General features: G+C 29.5%; 26 protein-coding genes and 2 pseudogenes. 14 read left to right on the forward strand and 14 right to left on the reverse strand.

What is annotated here, in order from left to right; all coding sequences use genetic code 11:
* Positions 1 to 135: 135 nt before the first annotated feature.
* Complete coding sequence (locus AOB58_RS05465) at positions 136 to 489, reverse strand: arsenate reductase family protein (protein ID WP_002508191.1); 354 nt, start codon at positions 487 to 489, stop codon at positions 136 to 138.
* A gap of 143 nt (positions 490 to 632) precedes the next feature.
* Between AOB58_RS05465 and AOB58_RS05470 the strand changes: the two genes are divergently transcribed.
* Positions 633 to 953 (forward strand): thioredoxin family protein, encoded by a 321-nt coding sequence (locus AOB58_RS05470; RefSeq protein WP_002508192.1) that lies wholly within the window; start codon positions 633 to 635, stop codon positions 951 to 953.
* A gap of 146 nt (positions 954 to 1,099) precedes the next feature.
* Here AOB58_RS05470 and AOB58_RS05475 read toward each other — a convergent pair.
* Both AOB58_RS05475 and aroD read right to left on the reverse strand, forming a co-directional pair.
* A pseudogene (locus AOB58_RS05475) lies at positions 1,100 to 1,638 on the reverse strand (nitroreductase family protein).
* Positions 1,639 to 1,704: 66 nt separating this feature from the next.
* Positions 1,705 to 2,424: a type I 3-dehydroquinate dehydratase gene (gene aroD / locus AOB58_RS05480; RefSeq protein WP_021339859.1), complete on the reverse strand. Its 720-nt coding sequence runs from the start codon at positions 2,422 to 2,424 to the stop codon at positions 1,705 to 1,707.
* A 178-nt stretch (positions 2,425 to 2,602) separates the two neighbouring features.
* On the opposite strand from aroD, the gene AOB58_RS05485 reads away from it, so the two are divergent.
* The 5 genes from AOB58_RS05485 to AOB58_RS05505 all read left to right on the forward strand — a co-directional run bounded on the left by AOB58_RS05485 (position 2,603) and on the right by AOB58_RS05505 (position 6,884).
* Complete coding sequence (locus tag AOB58_RS05485; protein ID WP_002508195.1) at positions 2,603 to 3,028, forward strand: organic hydroperoxide resistance protein; 426 nt, start codon at positions 2,603 to 2,605, stop codon at positions 3,026 to 3,028.
* Positions 3,029 to 3,514: 486 nt separating this feature from the next.
* Entirely contained in the window at positions 3,515 to 4,051 is a 537-nt protein-coding gene (locus AOB58_RS05490; protein ID WP_056935397.1) for a GNAT family N-acetyltransferase, read from the forward strand.
* Positions 4,052 to 4,272: 221 nt separating this feature from the next.
* Positions 4,273 to 4,539: a hypothetical protein gene (locus AOB58_RS05495; protein ID WP_021339861.1), complete on the forward strand. Its 267-nt coding sequence runs from the start codon at positions 4,273 to 4,275 to the stop codon at positions 4,537 to 4,539.
* 186 nt (positions 4,540 to 4,725) lie between these two features.
* Positions 4,726 to 6,021 (forward strand): CitMHS family transporter, encoded by a 1,296-nt coding sequence (locus AOB58_RS05500; protein WP_002508198.1) that lies wholly within the window; start codon positions 4,726 to 4,728, stop codon positions 6,019 to 6,021.
* A gap of 626 nt (positions 6,022 to 6,647) precedes the next feature.
* Positions 6,648 to 6,884: a hypothetical protein gene (locus AOB58_RS05505; protein ID WP_002508200.1), complete on the forward strand. Its 237-nt coding sequence runs from the start codon at positions 6,648 to 6,650 to the stop codon at positions 6,882 to 6,884.
* Between the two features lie 13 nt (positions 6,885 to 6,897).
* Here AOB58_RS05505 and AOB58_RS05510 read toward each other — a convergent pair whose 3' ends face one another.
* The 3 genes from AOB58_RS05510 to AOB58_RS05520 all read right to left on the reverse strand — a co-directional run bounded on the left by AOB58_RS05510 (position 6,898) and on the right by AOB58_RS05520 (position 8,305).
* The gene (locus tag AOB58_RS05510) at positions 6,898 to 7,113 is read right to left on the reverse strand and encodes a sterile alpha motif-like domain-containing protein (RefSeq protein WP_002508201.1); all 216 of its coding nucleotides are present in this window, start codon (positions 7,111 to 7,113) and stop codon (positions 6,898 to 6,900) included.
* Between the two features lie 422 nt (positions 7,114 to 7,535).
* Complete coding sequence (locus tag AOB58_RS05515; RefSeq protein ID WP_002508202.1) at positions 7,536 to 7,742, reverse strand: TM2 domain-containing protein; 207 nt, start codon at positions 7,740 to 7,742, stop codon at positions 7,536 to 7,538.
* Between the two features lie 68 nt (positions 7,743 to 7,810).
* Positions 7,811 to 8,305, reverse strand: a complete 495-nt coding sequence (locus AOB58_RS05520) for a hypothetical protein (RefSeq protein WP_226956860.1) — start codon at positions 8,303 to 8,305, stop codon at positions 7,811 to 7,813.
* A gap of 293 nt (positions 8,306 to 8,598) precedes the next feature.
* Here AOB58_RS05520 and tsaT point away from each other — a divergent pair, with 293 nt between their 5' ends.
* The 6 genes from tsaT (at position 8,599) to vraX (AOB58_RS13555) (ending at position 12,098) form a co-directional block, all read left to right on the forward strand.
* Positions 8,599 to 8,781, forward strand: a complete 183-nt coding sequence (gene tsaT, locus AOB58_RS05525; RefSeq protein ID WP_021339863.1) for a type II toxin-antitoxin system toxin TsaT — start codon at positions 8,599 to 8,601, stop codon at positions 8,779 to 8,781.
* A gap of 532 nt (positions 8,782 to 9,313) precedes the next feature.
* Positions 9,314 to 9,562 (forward strand): hypothetical protein, encoded by a 249-nt coding sequence (locus tag AOB58_RS05535; RefSeq protein WP_064783063.1) that lies wholly within the window; start codon positions 9,314 to 9,316, stop codon positions 9,560 to 9,562.
* A gap of 145 nt (positions 9,563 to 9,707) precedes the next feature.
* Positions 9,708 to 9,842 carry a hypothetical protein gene (locus tag AOB58_RS13950; protein WP_002508207.1) on the forward strand — a complete coding sequence of 45 codons (135 nt, stop codon included), beginning with the start codon at positions 9,708 to 9,710 and terminating at the stop codon, positions 9,840 to 9,842.
* A 584-nt stretch (positions 9,843 to 10,426) separates the two neighbouring features.
* A complete protein-coding gene (locus tag AOB58_RS05540; protein ID WP_021339903.1) occupies positions 10,427 to 11,389 on the forward strand; it encodes an arsenic resistance protein in 963 nt (320 codons plus the stop codon).
* Positions 11,390 to 11,551: 162 nt separating this feature from the next.
* Positions 11,552 to 11,686, forward strand: a complete 135-nt coding sequence (locus AOB58_RS13955; protein ID WP_002508209.1) for a hypothetical protein — start codon at positions 11,552 to 11,554, stop codon at positions 11,684 to 11,686.
* 235 nt (positions 11,687 to 11,921) lie between these two features.
* Positions 11,922 to 12,098 carry a C1q-binding complement inhibitor VraX gene (gene vraX, locus AOB58_RS13555; RefSeq protein ID WP_002508210.1) on the forward strand — a complete coding sequence of 59 codons (177 nt, stop codon included), beginning with the start codon at positions 11,922 to 11,924 and terminating at the stop codon, positions 12,096 to 12,098.
* A gap of 94 nt (positions 12,099 to 12,192) precedes the next feature.
* Here the strand turns inward: vraX (AOB58_RS13555) and AOB58_RS05545 are convergent, their stop codons facing one another.
* Positions 12,193 to 12,423, reverse strand: a complete 231-nt coding sequence (locus tag AOB58_RS05545) for a hypothetical protein (RefSeq protein WP_021339902.1) — start codon at positions 12,421 to 12,423, stop codon at positions 12,193 to 12,195.
* A gap of 463 nt (positions 12,424 to 12,886) precedes the next feature.
* Between AOB58_RS05545 and vraX (AOB58_RS13635) the strand changes: the two genes are divergently transcribed.
* Complete coding sequence (gene vraX / locus AOB58_RS13635) at positions 12,887 to 13,054, forward strand: C1q-binding complement inhibitor VraX (protein WP_002508212.1); 168 nt, start codon at positions 12,887 to 12,889, stop codon at positions 13,052 to 13,054.
* A 275-nt stretch (positions 13,055 to 13,329) separates the two neighbouring features.
* On the opposite strand, the gene AOB58_RS05550 is transcribed toward vraX (AOB58_RS13635), so the two are convergent.
* Together AOB58_RS05550 and AOB58_RS05555 are read right to left on the reverse strand one after the other, a co-directional pair.
* Positions 13,330 to 13,767 (reverse strand): GNAT family N-acetyltransferase, encoded by a 438-nt coding sequence (locus AOB58_RS05550; RefSeq protein ID WP_021339901.1) that lies wholly within the window; start codon positions 13,765 to 13,767, stop codon positions 13,330 to 13,332.
* 89 nt (positions 13,768 to 13,856) lie between these two features.
* Positions 13,857 to 14,243 carry a VOC family protein gene (locus tag AOB58_RS05555; protein WP_021339900.1) on the reverse strand — a complete coding sequence of 129 codons (387 nt, stop codon included), beginning with the start codon at positions 14,241 to 14,243 and terminating at the stop codon, positions 13,857 to 13,859.
* A gap of 194 nt (positions 14,244 to 14,437) precedes the next feature.
* Between AOB58_RS05555 and AOB58_RS05560 the strand changes: the two genes are divergently transcribed.
* Positions 14,438 to 14,638 carry a helix-turn-helix domain-containing protein gene (locus AOB58_RS05560; protein WP_021339899.1) on the forward strand — a complete coding sequence of 67 codons (201 nt, stop codon included), beginning with the start codon at positions 14,438 to 14,440 and terminating at the stop codon, positions 14,636 to 14,638.
* Between the two features lie 98 nt (positions 14,639 to 14,736).
* On the opposite strand, the gene AOB58_RS05565 is transcribed toward AOB58_RS05560, so the two are convergent.
* The 5 genes and pseudogenes from AOB58_RS05565 to AOB58_RS05585 all read right to left on the reverse strand — a co-directional run bounded on the left by AOB58_RS05565 (position 14,737) and on the right by AOB58_RS05585 (position 17,448).
* The gene (locus AOB58_RS05565) at positions 14,737 to 14,919 is read right to left on the reverse strand and encodes a hypothetical protein (protein ID WP_002508216.1); all 183 of its coding nucleotides are present in this window, start codon (positions 14,917 to 14,919) and stop codon (positions 14,737 to 14,739) included.
* A 129-nt stretch (positions 14,920 to 15,048) separates the two neighbouring features.
* Positions 15,049 to 15,857 (reverse strand): annotated as a pseudogene (locus AOB58_RS05570) (alpha/beta hydrolase).
* 223 nt (positions 15,858 to 16,080) lie between these two features.
* A complete protein-coding gene (locus AOB58_RS05575) occupies positions 16,081 to 16,575 on the reverse strand; it encodes a TspO/MBR family protein (protein ID WP_021339898.1) in 495 nt (164 codons plus the stop codon).
* Between the two features lie 11 nt (positions 16,576 to 16,586).
* On the reverse strand, positions 16,587 to 16,964 hold the full coding sequence (locus AOB58_RS05580; protein ID WP_021339897.1) for a DUF1722 domain-containing protein: 378 nt from the start codon (positions 16,962 to 16,964) through the stop codon (positions 16,587 to 16,589).
* On the reverse strand, positions 16,942 to 17,448 hold the full coding sequence (locus AOB58_RS05585; RefSeq protein WP_002508220.1) for a pyrimidine dimer DNA glycosylase/endonuclease V: 507 nt from the start codon (positions 17,446 to 17,448) through the stop codon (positions 16,942 to 16,944). Before AOB58_RS05585 ends, AOB58_RS05580 begins: the two co-directional genes overlap by 23 nt.
* Positions 17,449 to 17,549 lie beyond the last annotated feature (101 nt).

Here is a 17,549-nt window from a genome sequence, read left to right on the forward strand (position 1 = left end):
TGATGCCATATGAAAAGCTTTCAAGCAACTATTTCCTGATACCATAATGCAATCAGATGTTTTCACAGCAATAGATGAAGCGTTTCCACAATCACTATTGTAACCACTTATTTAATTATGAATTTAAAATTTATTTTATAACCAAGTTTCTTTATATTGGTCTTCTTTAAATCCAACTGTAACTTTATTTCCTGAAATGGCTAGCGGTCTTTTAACTAACATACCATTTGAAGCCAATAAATCTAACTTTTCATCATTCGTTAGATCTTTCAACTTATCTTTCAATCCAAGCTCACGATATTTTGCGCCATGTGTGTTAAAAAGTTTATTAATATCAATTTCTGTCGCTTCAATAATATCTTTAAACTCGTTTTTAGTAGGTGTATGTTGAACGATATCAATTGGTTCAAAACTAACACCATACTCCTGTAAGAACTTAGCTGCCTTCTTACAAGTTGTACAATTAGGATACTGGTAAAATTTTATCATTATGCTGTACCTCCTATGTCTAGTTAACACTAATATATCAAATTTCTACTTAAAACGCTCTTAATATCAAGCTGATTTTTTTAATAATGGCTAATTGTCAGTTATAATAAAGTTAATAATATCTAAAATAAAGGAGTTATACTATGCAACCAATAAATTCTACAGACAATTTTAAAGAAACAATACAAAGTGATAATCCTGTCATTGTTAAATTCGAAGCAGGCTGGTGTCCAGATTGTAAAGCGATGGACATGTGGATTGATCCAATCACTGAAAAATATAATGATTACCAATGGTTCACTGTAAATCGTGATGAATTAGAAGACGTAGCGTCTGACAATGATGTAATGGGTATTCCTAGCTTGTTAGTTTTCAAAAATGGAGAAAAACTAGCTCATTTACATTCAGCAAATGCAAAATCTCCAGAACAAGTTGAATCATTTTTAGCAGAAACATTTAAATAAATTATAAAATATTGCAGATGAAAATCTAAGGCATACATTTAAGTATAAAGGCCGCATTGAATTTTAATTTCAATGCGGCCTTTATATATTTATCTCAACAATCATTCAAATGACTGCTTACCCACTTTACAATTATTATATGACAGTTAAAATTTATCAATTATATTATTTAGATGACGTTCTCTATGTGGTACTTCGTCTTCTAAATCAGTTAAATATAAAAATCCGACTAAGCTCTCATCGTCTTTCACTCCAAATAACGCACGCATTTCAGGTTCAAAAATATATGCTGGCGTTTTCCAACACGTACCAATGCCAACTTCATGTAGAAGAAGCATTAAATTTTGAGTGAAAGCTCCAAATGCCATATAATTTTCTAAATTTTGTTTTTGTCTTGGATCTTCTTTTAAGACTAAAGCTAGCATGCCCCAAGATTTGTTGCTACATTATAATGATCTTCTTGTTTTTTCTTCAGATTAGGAAACGCGATTTTGGTAAGCTGTTTACTCATATCCCCTAATCTATCTTTAGCAATATGAACAACTCTCCATGGCTCTCTCATACCATGATTAGGTGCATCAGTAGCTTGTTGAATAGCTTGATATAAAGCAGCATCGTCTATATTCATATCTCTTTTGAACACTTTAATACTACGACGTTGTGCTATTGCTTCTTGCAATTCCATATAATATCGCCCTTTCACTATTGATAATTATTTTCAATTATAAGACAGGTCGAGATTATTTTCAAACTACTCATATAACTTTAATTGTTGTTTTAACGCTTCAACATGAATTTGACCTGGTGCTTTAGGACTATCAAGACAGCCATACGTTACAGTGCCTCCAAATAATCCCTGCGCAGTCCTTGATATAACACCCAATTTTGACATTGCAATGCCTATTACTTGTTGAGTGACTGAATCAGACGTTTCTGACATCGCACTTAATAAATTAAGCACATCTTGTTTTTCATGAGGCATTACTGCAACTTTTAAATAATCTGGTTCAAGTTGATGCATTTTAAAATAAAGATGTTTTAAAGCTTCTAATGCCGGTGTTTTTTTAAAATCATGATAGGACAATACCACTTGGATTTGTTTGCTTTTAAATTGTTCAATTAAATCTATTAAAGGTTGTGTTGATTTCCCGGGTTCAAATTCAATATCAACTAAATCAATATGTGCTAAATTGATCATTTCAGCTAATGCATTCAAATATGCTTCTTGTGATAACGTGCCGCTTCCACCTTGTGAAGAAGTACGATAAGTAACGAGTATTTTTTTCCCTAAATTTAAACTATAGATATTGTCTACTACTTTAGACACATGCTTCACATCAAAATCCACCCACTGATCTATTCTAAGTTCAATGATTTCTATTGAATCTTGAAATTTAATTAAGTCTTTTATAGTAGATTGTGAAAGTTCGTTTTCTGGCGCTATCGTAACAGCTATATCAACTTCAGTCATTTTTATTACTTCCTTTATCTAATATGATTAAAATAATTGTATAACAATTTTCAAAAATAAAACAATCAATATACATTAACTTATAAAATGGCAGTATTAATCAAAGAATGAATTTTATATGATTTAAAAATAATTCTTCGGGTATACAGTAATAGTAAGTCATTAAGGAGGTAATAAAATGGCAGTAAATTATGAAACTAAAGCAACAAATACAGGTGGCCGTAACGGACACGTTCAAACAGATGATAAAGCAATCGATGTAGCGGTTATTCCACCAGCACAAGCTGACGCTGAAAAAGGTACAAACCCTGAGCAATTATTCGCAGCAGGTTATGCCTCATGCTTTAACGGTGCATTCGATTTAATCTTAAAACAAAACAAAGTGAGAGATGCTGAACCAGAAGTAACTCTAACTGTGCGTTTAGAAGATGATCCAGATGCTGAAAGCCCTAAATTGAGCGTTTCAATTGATGCTAAAGTTAAAAGCGTATTATCTCAAGAAGACGCTGAAAAATATTTACAAGACGCACACGAATTTTGTCCATATTCAAAAGCTACACGTGGCAACATTGACGTTGATTTAAACGTAGAAGTTGTTGACTAGTATTTAATATAATATTTAACCCCTAGACTCTATTTCGAGCCTGGGGGTTATTTTGTGTTTTGATGTTTCTGCCCTCTTATTTCTTGATGTCTTTAGTATTCTCTGTCTAGGTATTTAATTGTCATCATCACTAAATTGAGTGAAAAAATAAACAACTAAAATTGCAAAAGAAACCAGGATAAGTGCTGTCAGAGAAACAATAATTATAATTAATGCCTCCAAAAGTCTTGCCTCCACTTTAGTATATACCACTATATTATATCATAATCCATCAAATGAATTTCAATTCTTTAAATTTTAAATTTAATTAAAAATAAATTTAAAGCGATGAATTTATTAATCCAAGGAATTTTAAGTTAATTATATTTTTGACATAAGCAAATGGAAAAGTTGCCCAATCACTTCTTTTACTATAGTATTATAAATAAAATATCAGAATATTAATTATTTTATTATATATACTTTGTACAGTTTAGGAGGCATTCAATGACAGATATACGTTACTTAACAAGTGAAGATTCATCTATTTATCGCGCTTTTTTATTAAAGGGCATCCACAAAGAACTTGAAGTATTTGCATGGAAATTGCAAAATGACAAATGCTTAGTTGAATTAAATATACAAAAATTACTTTCTTCACAAACATCAGATTATGCAGTGCTTGGTGCCTTTGAACAAGATGAATTAGTTGGTGCGGCTACTTTAATTCACAAACAAAAATATAGCTTATCTCATAAAGCAATAATGGAAAACATGTGTGTACAAGGTCATGATGATCATTCAAGAGATTATATCTCTAAATTGTTAATGCGCCATATTTTCCAAATATGCCATGACAAAGAAATAGAAATCTTATTAACTTCACTCATTTCTAATAACATTAGTGGAAAAGTATTTTTCAGTAATCTCAACTTTGACACACTCTTTTTAGAGGAACATGCTAGAAAATATGAGGACTATTACGTCGATGAACATTGGTTAATATATTACTTTAAAGGCAATGATTTAGAACTATTTAATTAAATAGTTGATACCTGTATATAAAATAACGTTATATTTATTTCATAATCACAATAGCTCGCTTTATGTAGCAAAATCATCGAGTTAAAGTAATTTTTCAAAAGTTTTCCTATAATGGCTTGCAATCAAAAGCATTTAGAAATATTATTTTAATAAGTCATACTTACAATCTACATATGCACATTAAAATATCATCTTTCCAATTATAGAAAGGACTGAACAAATTGAAATATGCTACTACATTACTATCTTTGTTCTTATCATTAATCACTTTAGCTACACCTTTACTAGCTGTTAACAAAGTGTTAGAAGGCGATATGGCAATATTAGCAGGCGCTTTGTTTATCTTAGGTGTTTTATTATTTAACCTATACGCTTGTATACGTGGCGATCGTGTAGCTAATATCTTTGCTATGTTCGTATCCATCTTCGCATTTATTCTAATGAGTTATCCAATGTGGAAAACATATGTAATGGGTTTTTTAGGTTAGCTTTCTTTTTATACATAACTTCATCTATTTACTATCAAGTGCATCTATTGTTAAATTCAAATTTATCAATAGATGCACTTTTATTTTAAAATTAATTCTTTAGAAAGTTTTTATATAAGTTTTTATTTTTCATTTTACAAATCAAATGAAAGCGCTATAATTAGACAGATGGGGGGAGTCAAACATATGAATTTAGCTTTATTAGGTTTCATTATGATTATCGTTTTCTTGATATTAATCATGTCACGTAAAATGTCAGCATTAACAGCATTGATTGTTGTACCAACTGTTTTTGCTTTGATTGGCGGTTTCTACTCTGGTCTTGGCGAATACATGCTTAAAGGCATTGAAACAGTTGCACCAACAGGTATTATGCTCACGTTCGCCATTTTATATTTTGGTGTCATGATCGATGCCGGGTTATTCGAACCTGTCATCAATCAAATTATTAAAGTAGTTAAAGGGGATCCAGTTAAAATTGCAATGGGTACTGTTGTCCTAGCTTCTATGGTCGCATTAGACGGCGATGGCACTACTACATTCATTATAACTGTAACTGCAATGATGCCACTATATAAAAAAATTGGCATGAGCTTATATACACTTTCAACCTTAGCACTACTATCAATTGGGGTTATGAACATGTTACCTTGGGGTGGCCCGACAGCACGAGCAATTTCATCTTTACAGGTTACCACTGAGGAAGTTTTCATACCTATTATTCCTGCAATGATTGCAGGTATCGTTTTTGCTTTTGCCGTAGCATACATATTAGGTAAACGTGCAAAAAAATACATTACTTCTAATACACATATTGATTTAGATGATGTAAGACCTACAGATACGAAAGAAGAGTCATTATTAAAAAGACCTAAAATGCTCATACCAAACGCAATTTTAACAATTTCATTAATTGTTTGTCTTGTGATTGGTCTGTTGCCTATTCCAGTTATGTTCATGCTTTGGTTCGGTGTTGCAGTTGTACTCAATTATCCAAACCTAAGTATTCAAAATTCAGTAATTAAAAAGCATGCTGGCGATGTACTATCAGTAATAAGCCTTGTTTTTGCATCTGGTATCTTTACGGGTGTTATGGATGGTACACATATGGTTGATGAAATGGCAAATACATTAGTGCAAATTATTCCTGATGCTTTAGGTAATCATTTTGCTTTAATTACTGCCATACTAAGTGGGCCTTTCACTTACTTTATGGCTAACGATCCATTCTATTATGGCGTATTACCAATTCTTGCTGAATCAGCACAACAATTTGGTATATCTAAAGTAGATATGGCCAGAGCTTCAGTATTAGGACAACCGCTTCACGTATTAAGTCCACTGTATGCTGCCGGTTATTTACTAGTCGGTATGCTAGATATTGAATATGGACAAAACCAACGTATTGTTATCAAATGGGCAATAGGATCAAGTTTATTTATGATTCTAGTCGCTTGTATTCTCGGTATTATACCTTGGTAGAATTATTTTTTTGACGTGTATAACAACGTTTGAAATTAAGAGCCTGGAACATAAATATCCCATTCTCAAATTAAAAGCAGCAATCTATTAGTTTCTAATGGATTGCTGCTTTTCTATGTTAAAATATTTGTTAATTAATTTAGTTATCTTCATTAGTATCTATATTGTCCTTTATATAAGTTCAATCAATGAATAATCTAACGTTTTGTTTTTGTTTAAAAATGGCAGTGATTTGGGCTGCCTCCTGCGGGAAAAGCACTAGCCGAAGACTACAGGATGAGGCCGTGCACGCGAAAAGCATGTACTAAAAGCTGCTCATAAAGTCGTAAGTTTTTTCAACGCTATGACTGGAAACACTCTTTTGAGTGCTTCCAGTTTTTTTATTTAGTAATATTCATATTTTTTGATTAACACATACTAAAAAGCGGGTATATAAAAAGAAAACGCATAACCCATTGCGTTACACGTCATCAAGTATTATTTATTTGAATTACTTGTTTATTAACTTTAAAATTATATAGCTAAAAAATACGATTAAATTTCATTTATTTCACAATTATCGTTTTACCCATATCATACATGGGTAAAACTTAATGTCGGATTTACAATATTAAGGAGTGTTATTTATGAATCAGCTCAAAGAGTGTAATTATATTAATCCTTCGAAAGTTTCACTTGATTGGGAATGTTTTGTCGTCAGTAAGACTGATATGGAATTAGATGGATTACCTAGAGAGCTTATTAATTCATGGATGGCTCAAAGTATACTTGAACCATTCTCTATTAGAAATAATGAAATTAATTTTAAAACAAAAGATATTAAAGATGCTTTAAACAAACAAAACTGGTATTACGAAACATAGATTACTAAATATATTAAGCTATGCTTATATTATTAAGATATAAACTCAGCGCCCGTTTAGCAGAAGCTAACATTTCATGATCTATATAATTACTATAAAAATACGAGTTTAATTCATTATAGCTAGTTGCATCTTTAGGGAAATTATTATCCCTTTTAATTTTGTGAGCGAGTTGTCCAAGAGGTGTATCGTCTTCTATAAAACTAATTACAAAATCATAAAATGTCATAAGCATTACCTCGATTTTATATATTTTTAAATCGTTACATGATTTACCATATCGTACTTTTGTCTAATCATATCAAATATAAGTTATTTGTCTACCACGATTCTTTTTATTATTTAAAAAATTAAAAAGAATTGTTGTTATGGCTATATTTAATTCGGAAATGTAAACTTTATAAAGTTTTTTTAATTTAAAGTAAACATTATAAACTGCCTGCAAAATTGCGTGTTTTGTAAGCAGTTTTTTAATTTAAAAAATAAATGATTACTTTTTATGATATGCCAAGAATTAGAATTAACACCCTTTTGCGTCCATTATACTCATATATTTTGAACGAAAAAATGACTGTTAGATTTCCGTAGAATTCTAACAGCCATTTAATAAGTCTAGGATTGCTAGCCTAGACTTATTTATATTCATATTACTTATACTAATACATTACCGTTCTGATCAGCTGGTTTCAATAATGTAAGGATAGCACCAATAATCGCTAATATTTGAGGAATACCTGTCCAACAAAATACTAGATATAAAATCCCTACGCCAGTTTTCCTAGCGTAGAATTTATGAATACCAAAGCTACCTAGAAACACTGCTAATACAATATAAATCACTTTATTTACTTCATTCATAGCTAAATCTCCTCGCATAATTAATTTACTTTCATTATACATCAAACTACTTAATTAATTAAATAATATTAATTATCGCTATATAATAGTTCAAAATACGATCTCTCAATTGTCAAAATTTCACTATATTCATTTGGCATAATTTCATTACTTAACTCTATTAATTCAGTCAAAATATAATCCATCAATTTAGCATTTATTTTGTGGTCATCAAAATGGACTTTCACTTGCTCAATCAATGTATTTTCTTCCATAAGTAATAATGCACGTCCATATGCTTTATCAACTTTTCCCCTTTGAAACGTCGGTGTTAAATATCCAATAACTTCATCCACATTGTCAAATTCATCAAAGGCTACTTTTATATGCGAACTAAGTTTACTCGCTATTTCTTTGATACGTTCATCTTCTTGTTTGTTATCAGGCATGAGCTTATTTCGTATATAGTCTTTTTGTTTTATAATTTTGGTTTCAGTTTCATCATATTGTTGTTTATTATCAGAGTAATCCTTGGACTTTAAATTATTAACTGCTTCTTTAGTTTCTTCTAAGTTCACATTCATATTTTCCAATATATAACCACCCCTTCCAGAAAATCGTTATTTAAATTGTATAGTATTATCTTTCCTAATTTTATCTTTTGAAACTTTTAATTAATCAAACGGTACTCATCCATTTGATTGTGACTCAATATATTCTATATAAATATTTACACTATTGCTGTTAAGTATTTAGTGATAAACTTATAATGTTATAATAAAAATTATATTTACTACATTTAAAATTACAAAAAGCAATAATATTATGTCTTAAATCATTGGCAATTCAACTTTTATATTAAAGGAGGTCTAGTGCTTTGAGTCTACATTTCATGATTATATTCTGGTTATCATTAGTTTTTCTAGTATGTGGTATCGCGTTACTTATCACTTACAAAAACAAAAAGTCTCAGCAAGCTAAAGAATCATTACTTGGAGCAACATTTATGTTAATTATTATAGGTGTCGCTGGTATTTTATGCTCAATTATATTCAGTTAATCGAATTAAGTCCTGATCACAACGCGAATAATCTCTTAAAGATTATTCGCGTTGTGATCAGGACTTTTTTAATTTCTCATAAAATTATAAACCTAATTTACATGTACAATTATAAAACTAAATTTTCGATATAAATCTGGTGGAATCGTAATTAATCAGTCAGAAAATGATAAATTGTTAACATAGCTATTCCTAAAATAAAAAAGTATATAAAGCGTTTATACGCTCTCCTTTTCTCATGACGAACCTCTTCACTTGAATGGTTAACATTTTCGTGCAATCTCGTATTTACAAATAAAAATGGCATTGTTCCTAAAAATGCGAATACAAGACTTAATATTATTGCTATCAGAATATTCATAACATCACCTCTATTAAACAATTTCTTCAATATTGTTATTCCCTGTAATTAACATTTTAACTAAATGAGTCGCATTTACTTTCAGTTGTGTTTAATACCATTTTCAGCAATATAGTTTATAATGAAAATTAAATAATAATTTTTGAACAACAACAATTAGGAGGGTTAATTTTGAAGTTAACATACTTACCTCAATGGGAGGTTATTAATCAAAGTCAGAAACAATTTGTAATACAGGAAGATGCCAATTCTATTTCATTGGTCAGCCCAATTAATGACTATGCAATGGGTATCTTAAGCCAAGTTCATTTTTCTATACAAAATGGTGAAGTAATTAGCACTACTGTAGAAAATAATAGTAAAAATCTAAAAATAGAAATTAATGAAACACAATCACAACTTAAAATCATTGACGTTTAATTTTTTAGACTAAGCCCTTTCTACAATTTGTGTAAAATGCCAATTACAATATTGTAGAAAGGGTATTATATTAATAAGGCAATTATGTATTAAAAATATGTTGCTATATTTAAGTCGTTTTAATAAAGACGGGTGAGTGATAATTATGAAATTATTCAAAAATTTACTTTTACTATTAACTGGTGCACTTATAGTACGAGCATTATTATTAAGTGTAGACAACTCAACTGACGAAAAAGTCGAAAATAAAGTTAGCATACAAGATAAACAAAAATCTTAATATGGAAATTAACTGTACTCATAATCGCTATTAATATAGCTTAGCGATTATGAGTTTTGTGTTAAAACTTAAACTTTTTACTTTAAAATCACAATTGTATTTTAGAGTGGGACAGAAATCTAATTTTTCAACAAGATTTCGTCGTATGAACCTAGCCTGGCTATGCTGACTGTAAAATGGAATGCAAGAGCTACTTGTCTTCATAATTGAAGTAGTAGTTCTTTAAAGGTTTGCTATAAGCCCATTTTCAATTCAATCAGCCACTTCGAATTTATAAATTGAGGATTAAAAATTAAAAAACAACAAAACCCACAAGGCTTTGCTGATCACTTAAAAAACCCCTAATTAAAGGGGCTTTTGACTATAACGGGAGTTATGAATCTTCACATGTCAAAGGACACGTAGAAAACCCATCTCCGTTAAATTCTATCATGCCCTAAGACATGCCTTGGTTATTATATCAAAATAAAAGTTGCCTATACAATCAAAAACTTATTATATCGTCAAATGCGTATATTAAATTTCATAGAGTATCACATTAAGTTATAATTAATTTGTATACATCATCTAAAAGCGAGGTCATTATGCAACACTTTAAAAGTAAAATTGAACACTATCAAATTTATATATATTTTGTAGCACTTGTGCTGGGTATATTAGCTGGTTTATCCTCACAAATATTTTCTGTTTTTCTAGAGTCTGTGGTTTCAATTTTTATTGGTATTTTAATGTTTAGCATGTTTTCACAAATTCCTTTTTTCAATATTCGCCAAAATCTTTTTACCACGAAATATATAATTGCATTAATTTTATCTAACTTTATAATCATACCTATTTTTGTTTTTGCTTTAATACAATTATTTGAAGTTAGTTCTGCTCCAATATTAATTGGGCTATATCTCGTACTGTTAACACCGTGTATTGATTACGTTATCGTCTTCACCGCATTAGGAAAAGGAAATGCACAGCGTATGCTTATTTCTACACCTATATTATTTGTATTACAAATTATTCTACTGCCCGTTTATTTTACTATTTTTTTACATAATGAAATCTTATCAATCATTGATGTAGCACCATTTATTAATGCTTTTTTCACATTCATTATTATTCCTTTGATGCTCGCATTATTATTACAACTGCTCAGTAAAAAATCTAACTCTATGAATCGTGTCTTAAATCTTACTGCATGGTTACCAGAACTCTTTATGTCACTCGTACTTTTTTCAGTCGTCGGTTCACAAATAAACAAGATTACGAATGATTTAAATATTGTATTAACTGTTGTGCCTATTTATATCTGTTTTATGATTATTGCACCTATAATAGGCTTATTTTGTGGAAAGTTATTCCGTTTAGATATTCCGAATTTAAGAACATTAGCTTTCAGTACTAGTACGAGAAACGCATTGGTTGTGTTACCTCTTGCCCTTTCCTTACCAAACCATTGGATAACCATCACTACAATAGTCATTATTACTCAAACATTAACCGAACTCATTGGTGAGCTTGTTTACATTAAAGTTATTCCTAAGCTTATAAAATAAACAATTAAAATTGAATATTGGTGTCGCTAATCCTATATTTAGATATTTAACAACTCATTTTTTTAGTATAATTAATAAAAATACTAACAAACTCATCATATATATATTCGTTTGTCAGTATGGCTGTATGGTAAACTATCTAACAAAGAGGAGCTTGATGTTATGAAAAAAATTGCCTTAGTCTCATTAGGTATTGTTTCATTTTCACTATTAGTAAAATCTATATTAAGTACATCTACTGATTACGGCACAGATGAATATATTGTTGAAGAAGATAGAACAAACGATCAATTTTAATCATTTTTTACATTGCAATTCTATCAAATCATTATAGAAATAGATAAAGCGAGGCTGAGTTCATATATACATTTCTCAGTCTTTTTATATCGTTTAATCACCCTTTTTAAAATCCAATTATTTCCTATTTGATCAAAAATGCTTTAATATAATCGTTAGGTAACATTTTACACTCAAAAGTTTTTGATTTCCTCTTTCTTGCACTTTCGTATTTCTATTTGATGAGGTGATAAAGATGCAAATTCTAAGAAAAGTATATGAAAACAAGGCACCTATTTATCATATAAAGACAAACTTAGGTCTATTAATTAAAGTCAAAACTGATGACAAATCGAATAAAACTGAAATAACTCACTTATTAACTGCCGTTGCTAAAGACATGGACGAAAAATTAAAAAATAATATTGAATAACGGAAAAGCTATACACCACTCGTGTTTATTCAAATAAAATACAGTCCAATAAATTGAATTAAATTCAACTTATTGGACTGTATCTTTATATACATTAATTCATAACAACTATAATAAAACCTACAAATAATATAAGCATAGATAATCTAGGTTTTTGCTTTCCGACTAATCCACTAAGTAAGACTAATGATAGCCCTACAATGAGTAATTGACCATTAAAAGTTGTAATACCCATGGCATCACCAACCATCATAATCACACCATAAACAATGATCAATGCTATAAATATGCTACAAACCAATGATAGTATATTGAGTAATTTCATCTTTTACATCCTTTTAATTTAAATGATACTATTAATATAACTTATCGCTATTATAAAAGAAATACGCCACTTCGAAAAGTGGCGTGAAATCTCGAATCGAAAATATATTCCACACTAAAGTTTGGAGGACTTCTTGTGCTTAGTTATATTTACCCGTTTTTATATAATAAAAACCTAAATAACTAAATTTTGTAAATCGTTCTCAAATTATTTATTTGAACTTATAATTGATTTATCAATGAAGAATATAGCAATATATGTAAATATTAATAAATTTAAATAAAATTAATCATACTGTTGGAAATGAATCCAACAAAAAGTTATCCTATAGTTAAAGTATTAATAACTAGCAATTTATTTTATAAAAATGATTGCTAGTTACGATAACAACTCAATTCTTTACTTTTAACCATTATGTGTTACTAATTATATTGAATTGTTTCAGATAAAAAAGGGTGATGAAATGGAAGTACTACGCAAAGTTTATAAAGATGACGAGCCTATCTATCATGTTAAAACAGATAAAGGTTCTGTTATAAGAATTAAAGGTTCTGATGATTTAACGGACTCTGAAACTGAAGAATTATTAATGTTAGTTTCTCAAGATATTGATAAAATGAAAAAACAATAAATCAGAAGCTAAAGGATATGCATTTAAGTTGGTGTATCAACCGGAGATATTCAAACAAACATTAAGGGGCTATCACATTTGTTTGAAAAAAAGTCTTTCTAAATGATTTTTCTAAAGACGATGAGTTCAAAAAGACCGAAATTACATCTAGGTAAACCCTAGTTAAATTTAAAAGAGTAGTTTCCATTTCGGAAGCTACTTTTTTTAAATCTATCTAATCCGTTTTGTATTAAATTTAAACAGTTCAAACACATTTCGTTTATTAAACCTTCTTATTATCTTACCATCATTTCAAATTTAATATGTGGAATATCGTCTTCTAAATAAATATCAGAAACACCTTTAAAACCAAATGATTCATAAAATGATTTTAAATAGGCTTGCCCCGAAATACTGATGAGTGATCCACTATATTTTTCATTTATAATATCTATTGTTTTCTGTACAATGTTACGCCCAAAGCCTCGCATTCTATAGTTTTGTGCCACTAGCACCCTTCCGAAGCTAATATGCGACTGGCGATCAACAATACGCGTGTATGCAGCAATATGGTTTTCATCCTTCAATATAATATGCAAAGCTTCCTCGTCGTCTTTATCTATTTCTTGGTATGCACATTTTTGCTCTACTACGAATACTTTTATTCTTTCTTCTAAAATATGTAATAGTTCAATATTTGATAAATCTTTTGTCCGTTTAACTACTAATTCCATAAAACACCTCCTATAATTCTTAGAAAATAAACTAAATTAATATTAATGGTAATAGTTCAGTAGTCGGTTACAGTGTCTTTCATCATATATTATTGTTCTATAAGTTGAATTAAATTACCACAAGTATCTTTTATAACCGCAAGTTTGGTGCCATCAACTACCTTAGGTTTAGTATGAAACTCGACACCTAAATTAACTAAACGCTCATGTGATGCTTCCATATTTTCAACACCAAACATAGTTACGGGTATACCAGCACTATATAAACCTTCTTGATAATTTTTGGCAATCTCACTCACATTAGGTTCTAACACTATTTCAACTGGATTATTAGAATTATTTTCTTTTACGGTCAACCATTTAAATTCCCCGCCCATTTCAATATCATGTTTCAGTTCGAATCCTAATTTTTCAGTATAGAATTGTTTCGCTTTATCTTGATTATCAACAAAAATACTCATAGCAATAATTTTCATATGAATCCACCTTATCTCTCTTTTTCGAATTTTTTATTATTAATACATTCTAATCCTGCTCTTATTTACCAAGCTAAATTGCATAATACCAGTATATGATAACGCCTTTATAAGTTCACTGATTTGAAAATAAATAGTGTGTATACTACAATTAAATACGGATTTTATTACAACTCGTTTGGGAGTGATTAATTGTGAAAGTACTAAATGATTTACGTGAAAAATATAATTTAAGTATCTCTAGATTAGTTGTTAATTTAAATAATAACTATGGCAAAGATTTTAGAATTTGTCAGGTTTGGGATTGGGAAAATGGATACCGTCGTGTTTCAGAAAACGATATTGCCATTCTCGCAGATTATTTTAATGTTTCTAAACAGACATTTAGTGCATAATGCTATTGTTATATTAAGCTAAGTACGCATTAAGGGACAGAAATTCGAATAACGTTCTTAGTTATAATAAAGTGGGAAACAACAATCGTTTTCCACTTTTATTTTTTAAATACGACGGTAATAAAATAATCTACACCTTCCAAACTATTTGTAACAGATGGTGTAACGCTCACAAGATCCCAATGTTGCTTTTCACTAACTTCTTGTAGGAATTCGTTCACTCGTTCATCGAAAGCTTCAAAACCCTCTTCATATTGCATATGCAATGTTTTTATCATCATAAATAATTTCTCTCCTTAAACATGACTTCTACACTTATTGTAAAATGTTCAATAGTTCAAAACAAACATTTCCTGATAGTTAATAAAGTATTGAGCAATAATAATGATGTATACTTTAAAATTCCAAAGCTATTTTAGTTCATAATTTAGCCAATCTACAATTTCATTAAATATACTTTTGTTATAAGAAGATTCGTTAAATATTTCGTGTTGCAAGCCGTCATAAATATGAATAGATTTATGCTCTGAGCCTATTTCATTATATAATTGAATTGAGTCCTTATAACTAACTAAACCGTCTTCTTTACCATGTAACATTAATATATTATCCTTGAACTGCTTTGCGTTATTTTTTAAATACTCAACACCATCAAGTAATGTATAAATGAGCCCCATGGATATTTGTTTCGCATTTAAATCATCTAATTTATACTTTTCAACAACTGTTTGGTCAGAACATAATCCATCACTTAATTCATTTTCTACATATTCATATGGAGACATACTTCTATCTAGCTCACCAAATAATTTAATATTATAACGTGTTAATCCCCCGAAGTGATTATGCCATCTACTGCATTGGGATATTGCGTACCAAATAATGTCACTGTATAGCCTCCCATACTATGGCCAATCAAGTATACTTTACCCTCAAAATTCGATTCCACATAATTAATTACTGCTGATAAATCTTCTACTATTTCATTCATATTACTATAATACGTTTGACGTCCTTCTGAGCGTCCATGTCCTCGTTGATCATATCGAATGACATTGAATTTATTTAAATTTAAATGCCTTGTTAATTCATCATAGCGATCTAAATGTTCTCCTAATCCATGCACTACGATGATATTTGCTTGTGCTTCTTTAACATCATTAATCTTCGTATAAATTCGGGTACTATCTTGAGAATTTAAATATTTTATATAATTCATAAAATCCACCCTTTCATTTAAATTATTGCGCCTCAACAATTTTATTCTAACGGCTCTTTAAAACAACATGACTGTATGATTATTCATGCACGTATGAGTAATAACATATTATATCTATACCCCTAAATTTCTAATATATTTTATTTTCCGTAGTATATAGAAATGGTTTAATTAAAAAAAGCCAACAAAGTCAGAAACTTTGTTGGCACTCTAAATTAAAATCTTATTTACAGAGACCATTTGAATACTCTGGGTTATCTTTATTTAACAACCAATTGCCAGTATTTAAATAGCTGGCATAACTAGACCAAAGAACATAAGGGAAAAGCAAGATACCTGAAATAGGCTTGTTTTTAAAAAATACAACAACGTTAGTTGTTACTGCTATTAATAAAATAAAACTCTCAATCAATGCGATGCCCCTTACTTTCTTTTTAAAATACAATAATGACCATAGAAAATTCAAACTAAGCTGAGTATAATGCGTAACAGTTGCTGCTTTGGTATTTGTTCCATTGCCTTTAACCAAATTATAAGCTATACCCATGCATAAATATAATATTGGCCAAACAATAGGAAACGCATATCGTGGTGGAGAATACGGTGGTTTTTCAAATTTGCCATAATCTTTTGGTGCTTCTTTTGCAGTGATTTTGCCTATGATATTTCCACCCACAAAAGGTAATAATGTTCTCGTTAACATTTTTATCATTCCCATTATAATTCCTCCTATTTCAAATTTTTTATAATTGAAGATTGTTTTATATAATCAACGTTGTAAAAATAAGCCATACTTTTGAGAAATTCTAAAAGATAAGTTTCATCTATTTTATGTTGTTGAAATTGATATTTTAAACTTTTCTGGAATTCATTTTCTGATGAACTACGTATTTTTTTAAAATACCCCCACATATGATCATAAGCATTGATAATAGAACCTTCAGTTGGCTTTAATATTAACGCATATGATATCAAAGATGCTATATCTCCATATGTCGGATTTTGTTTCATTCTTTCTCTAATTTTATTGTAACTATTTTGGTCGTGCCACAGCACTTCATATTTATATTGACGCCATAACTGTTCAATTTGATAACGTTGTGTCATATTTATCCGTACCTTTTTTAATACCACATCGTGGCGGTATTTTATCTTTTTTCCATTTATTGAATAATAATGTTTGATATAACTCAAATGCATCTTCACCGTGTACTTTATAATCACCAAAAACATAAAATGGAGGTAGTTTTTCATGTGAAAAATATTTTTGATATTCTTTTTTATAAACAATTTCTCTCAAACGTGCTATATCATTTTTAAAATCTACAGACCGTTTTCCTCCTCGGCGAATATGCTCTTCGTTCATACATTCTAAAATTTTGAAAGTATCTATAATATATGGTTCGCCATTGTTATAAACATGAGCAACAATTGGATGTTTAATATAATTACTGTTTACATCAACAAGGTTTAACTTTGCTAAACATACTCTAATAATTTGATATAATTCTAATACTTGCTTCGATAGCCTTCTATTATCTAAAAAACGTGCACTTTTCTTATGGTCTGAGCTTATTCTGAAAATTTGCATATGCATCTTCCCTTACTTATATAGATTATGAATTCTCTAACAAAGTCATTTTTTAAATCCCTACATACAGTATTCACTTTTAAATATTTATATGCAAATGA

The organism is Staphylococcus sp. AntiMn-1 (assembly GCF_001663395.1).
GTDB classification, from domain to species: Bacteria; Bacillota; Bacilli; order Staphylococcales; family Staphylococcaceae; genus Staphylococcus; species Staphylococcus equorum.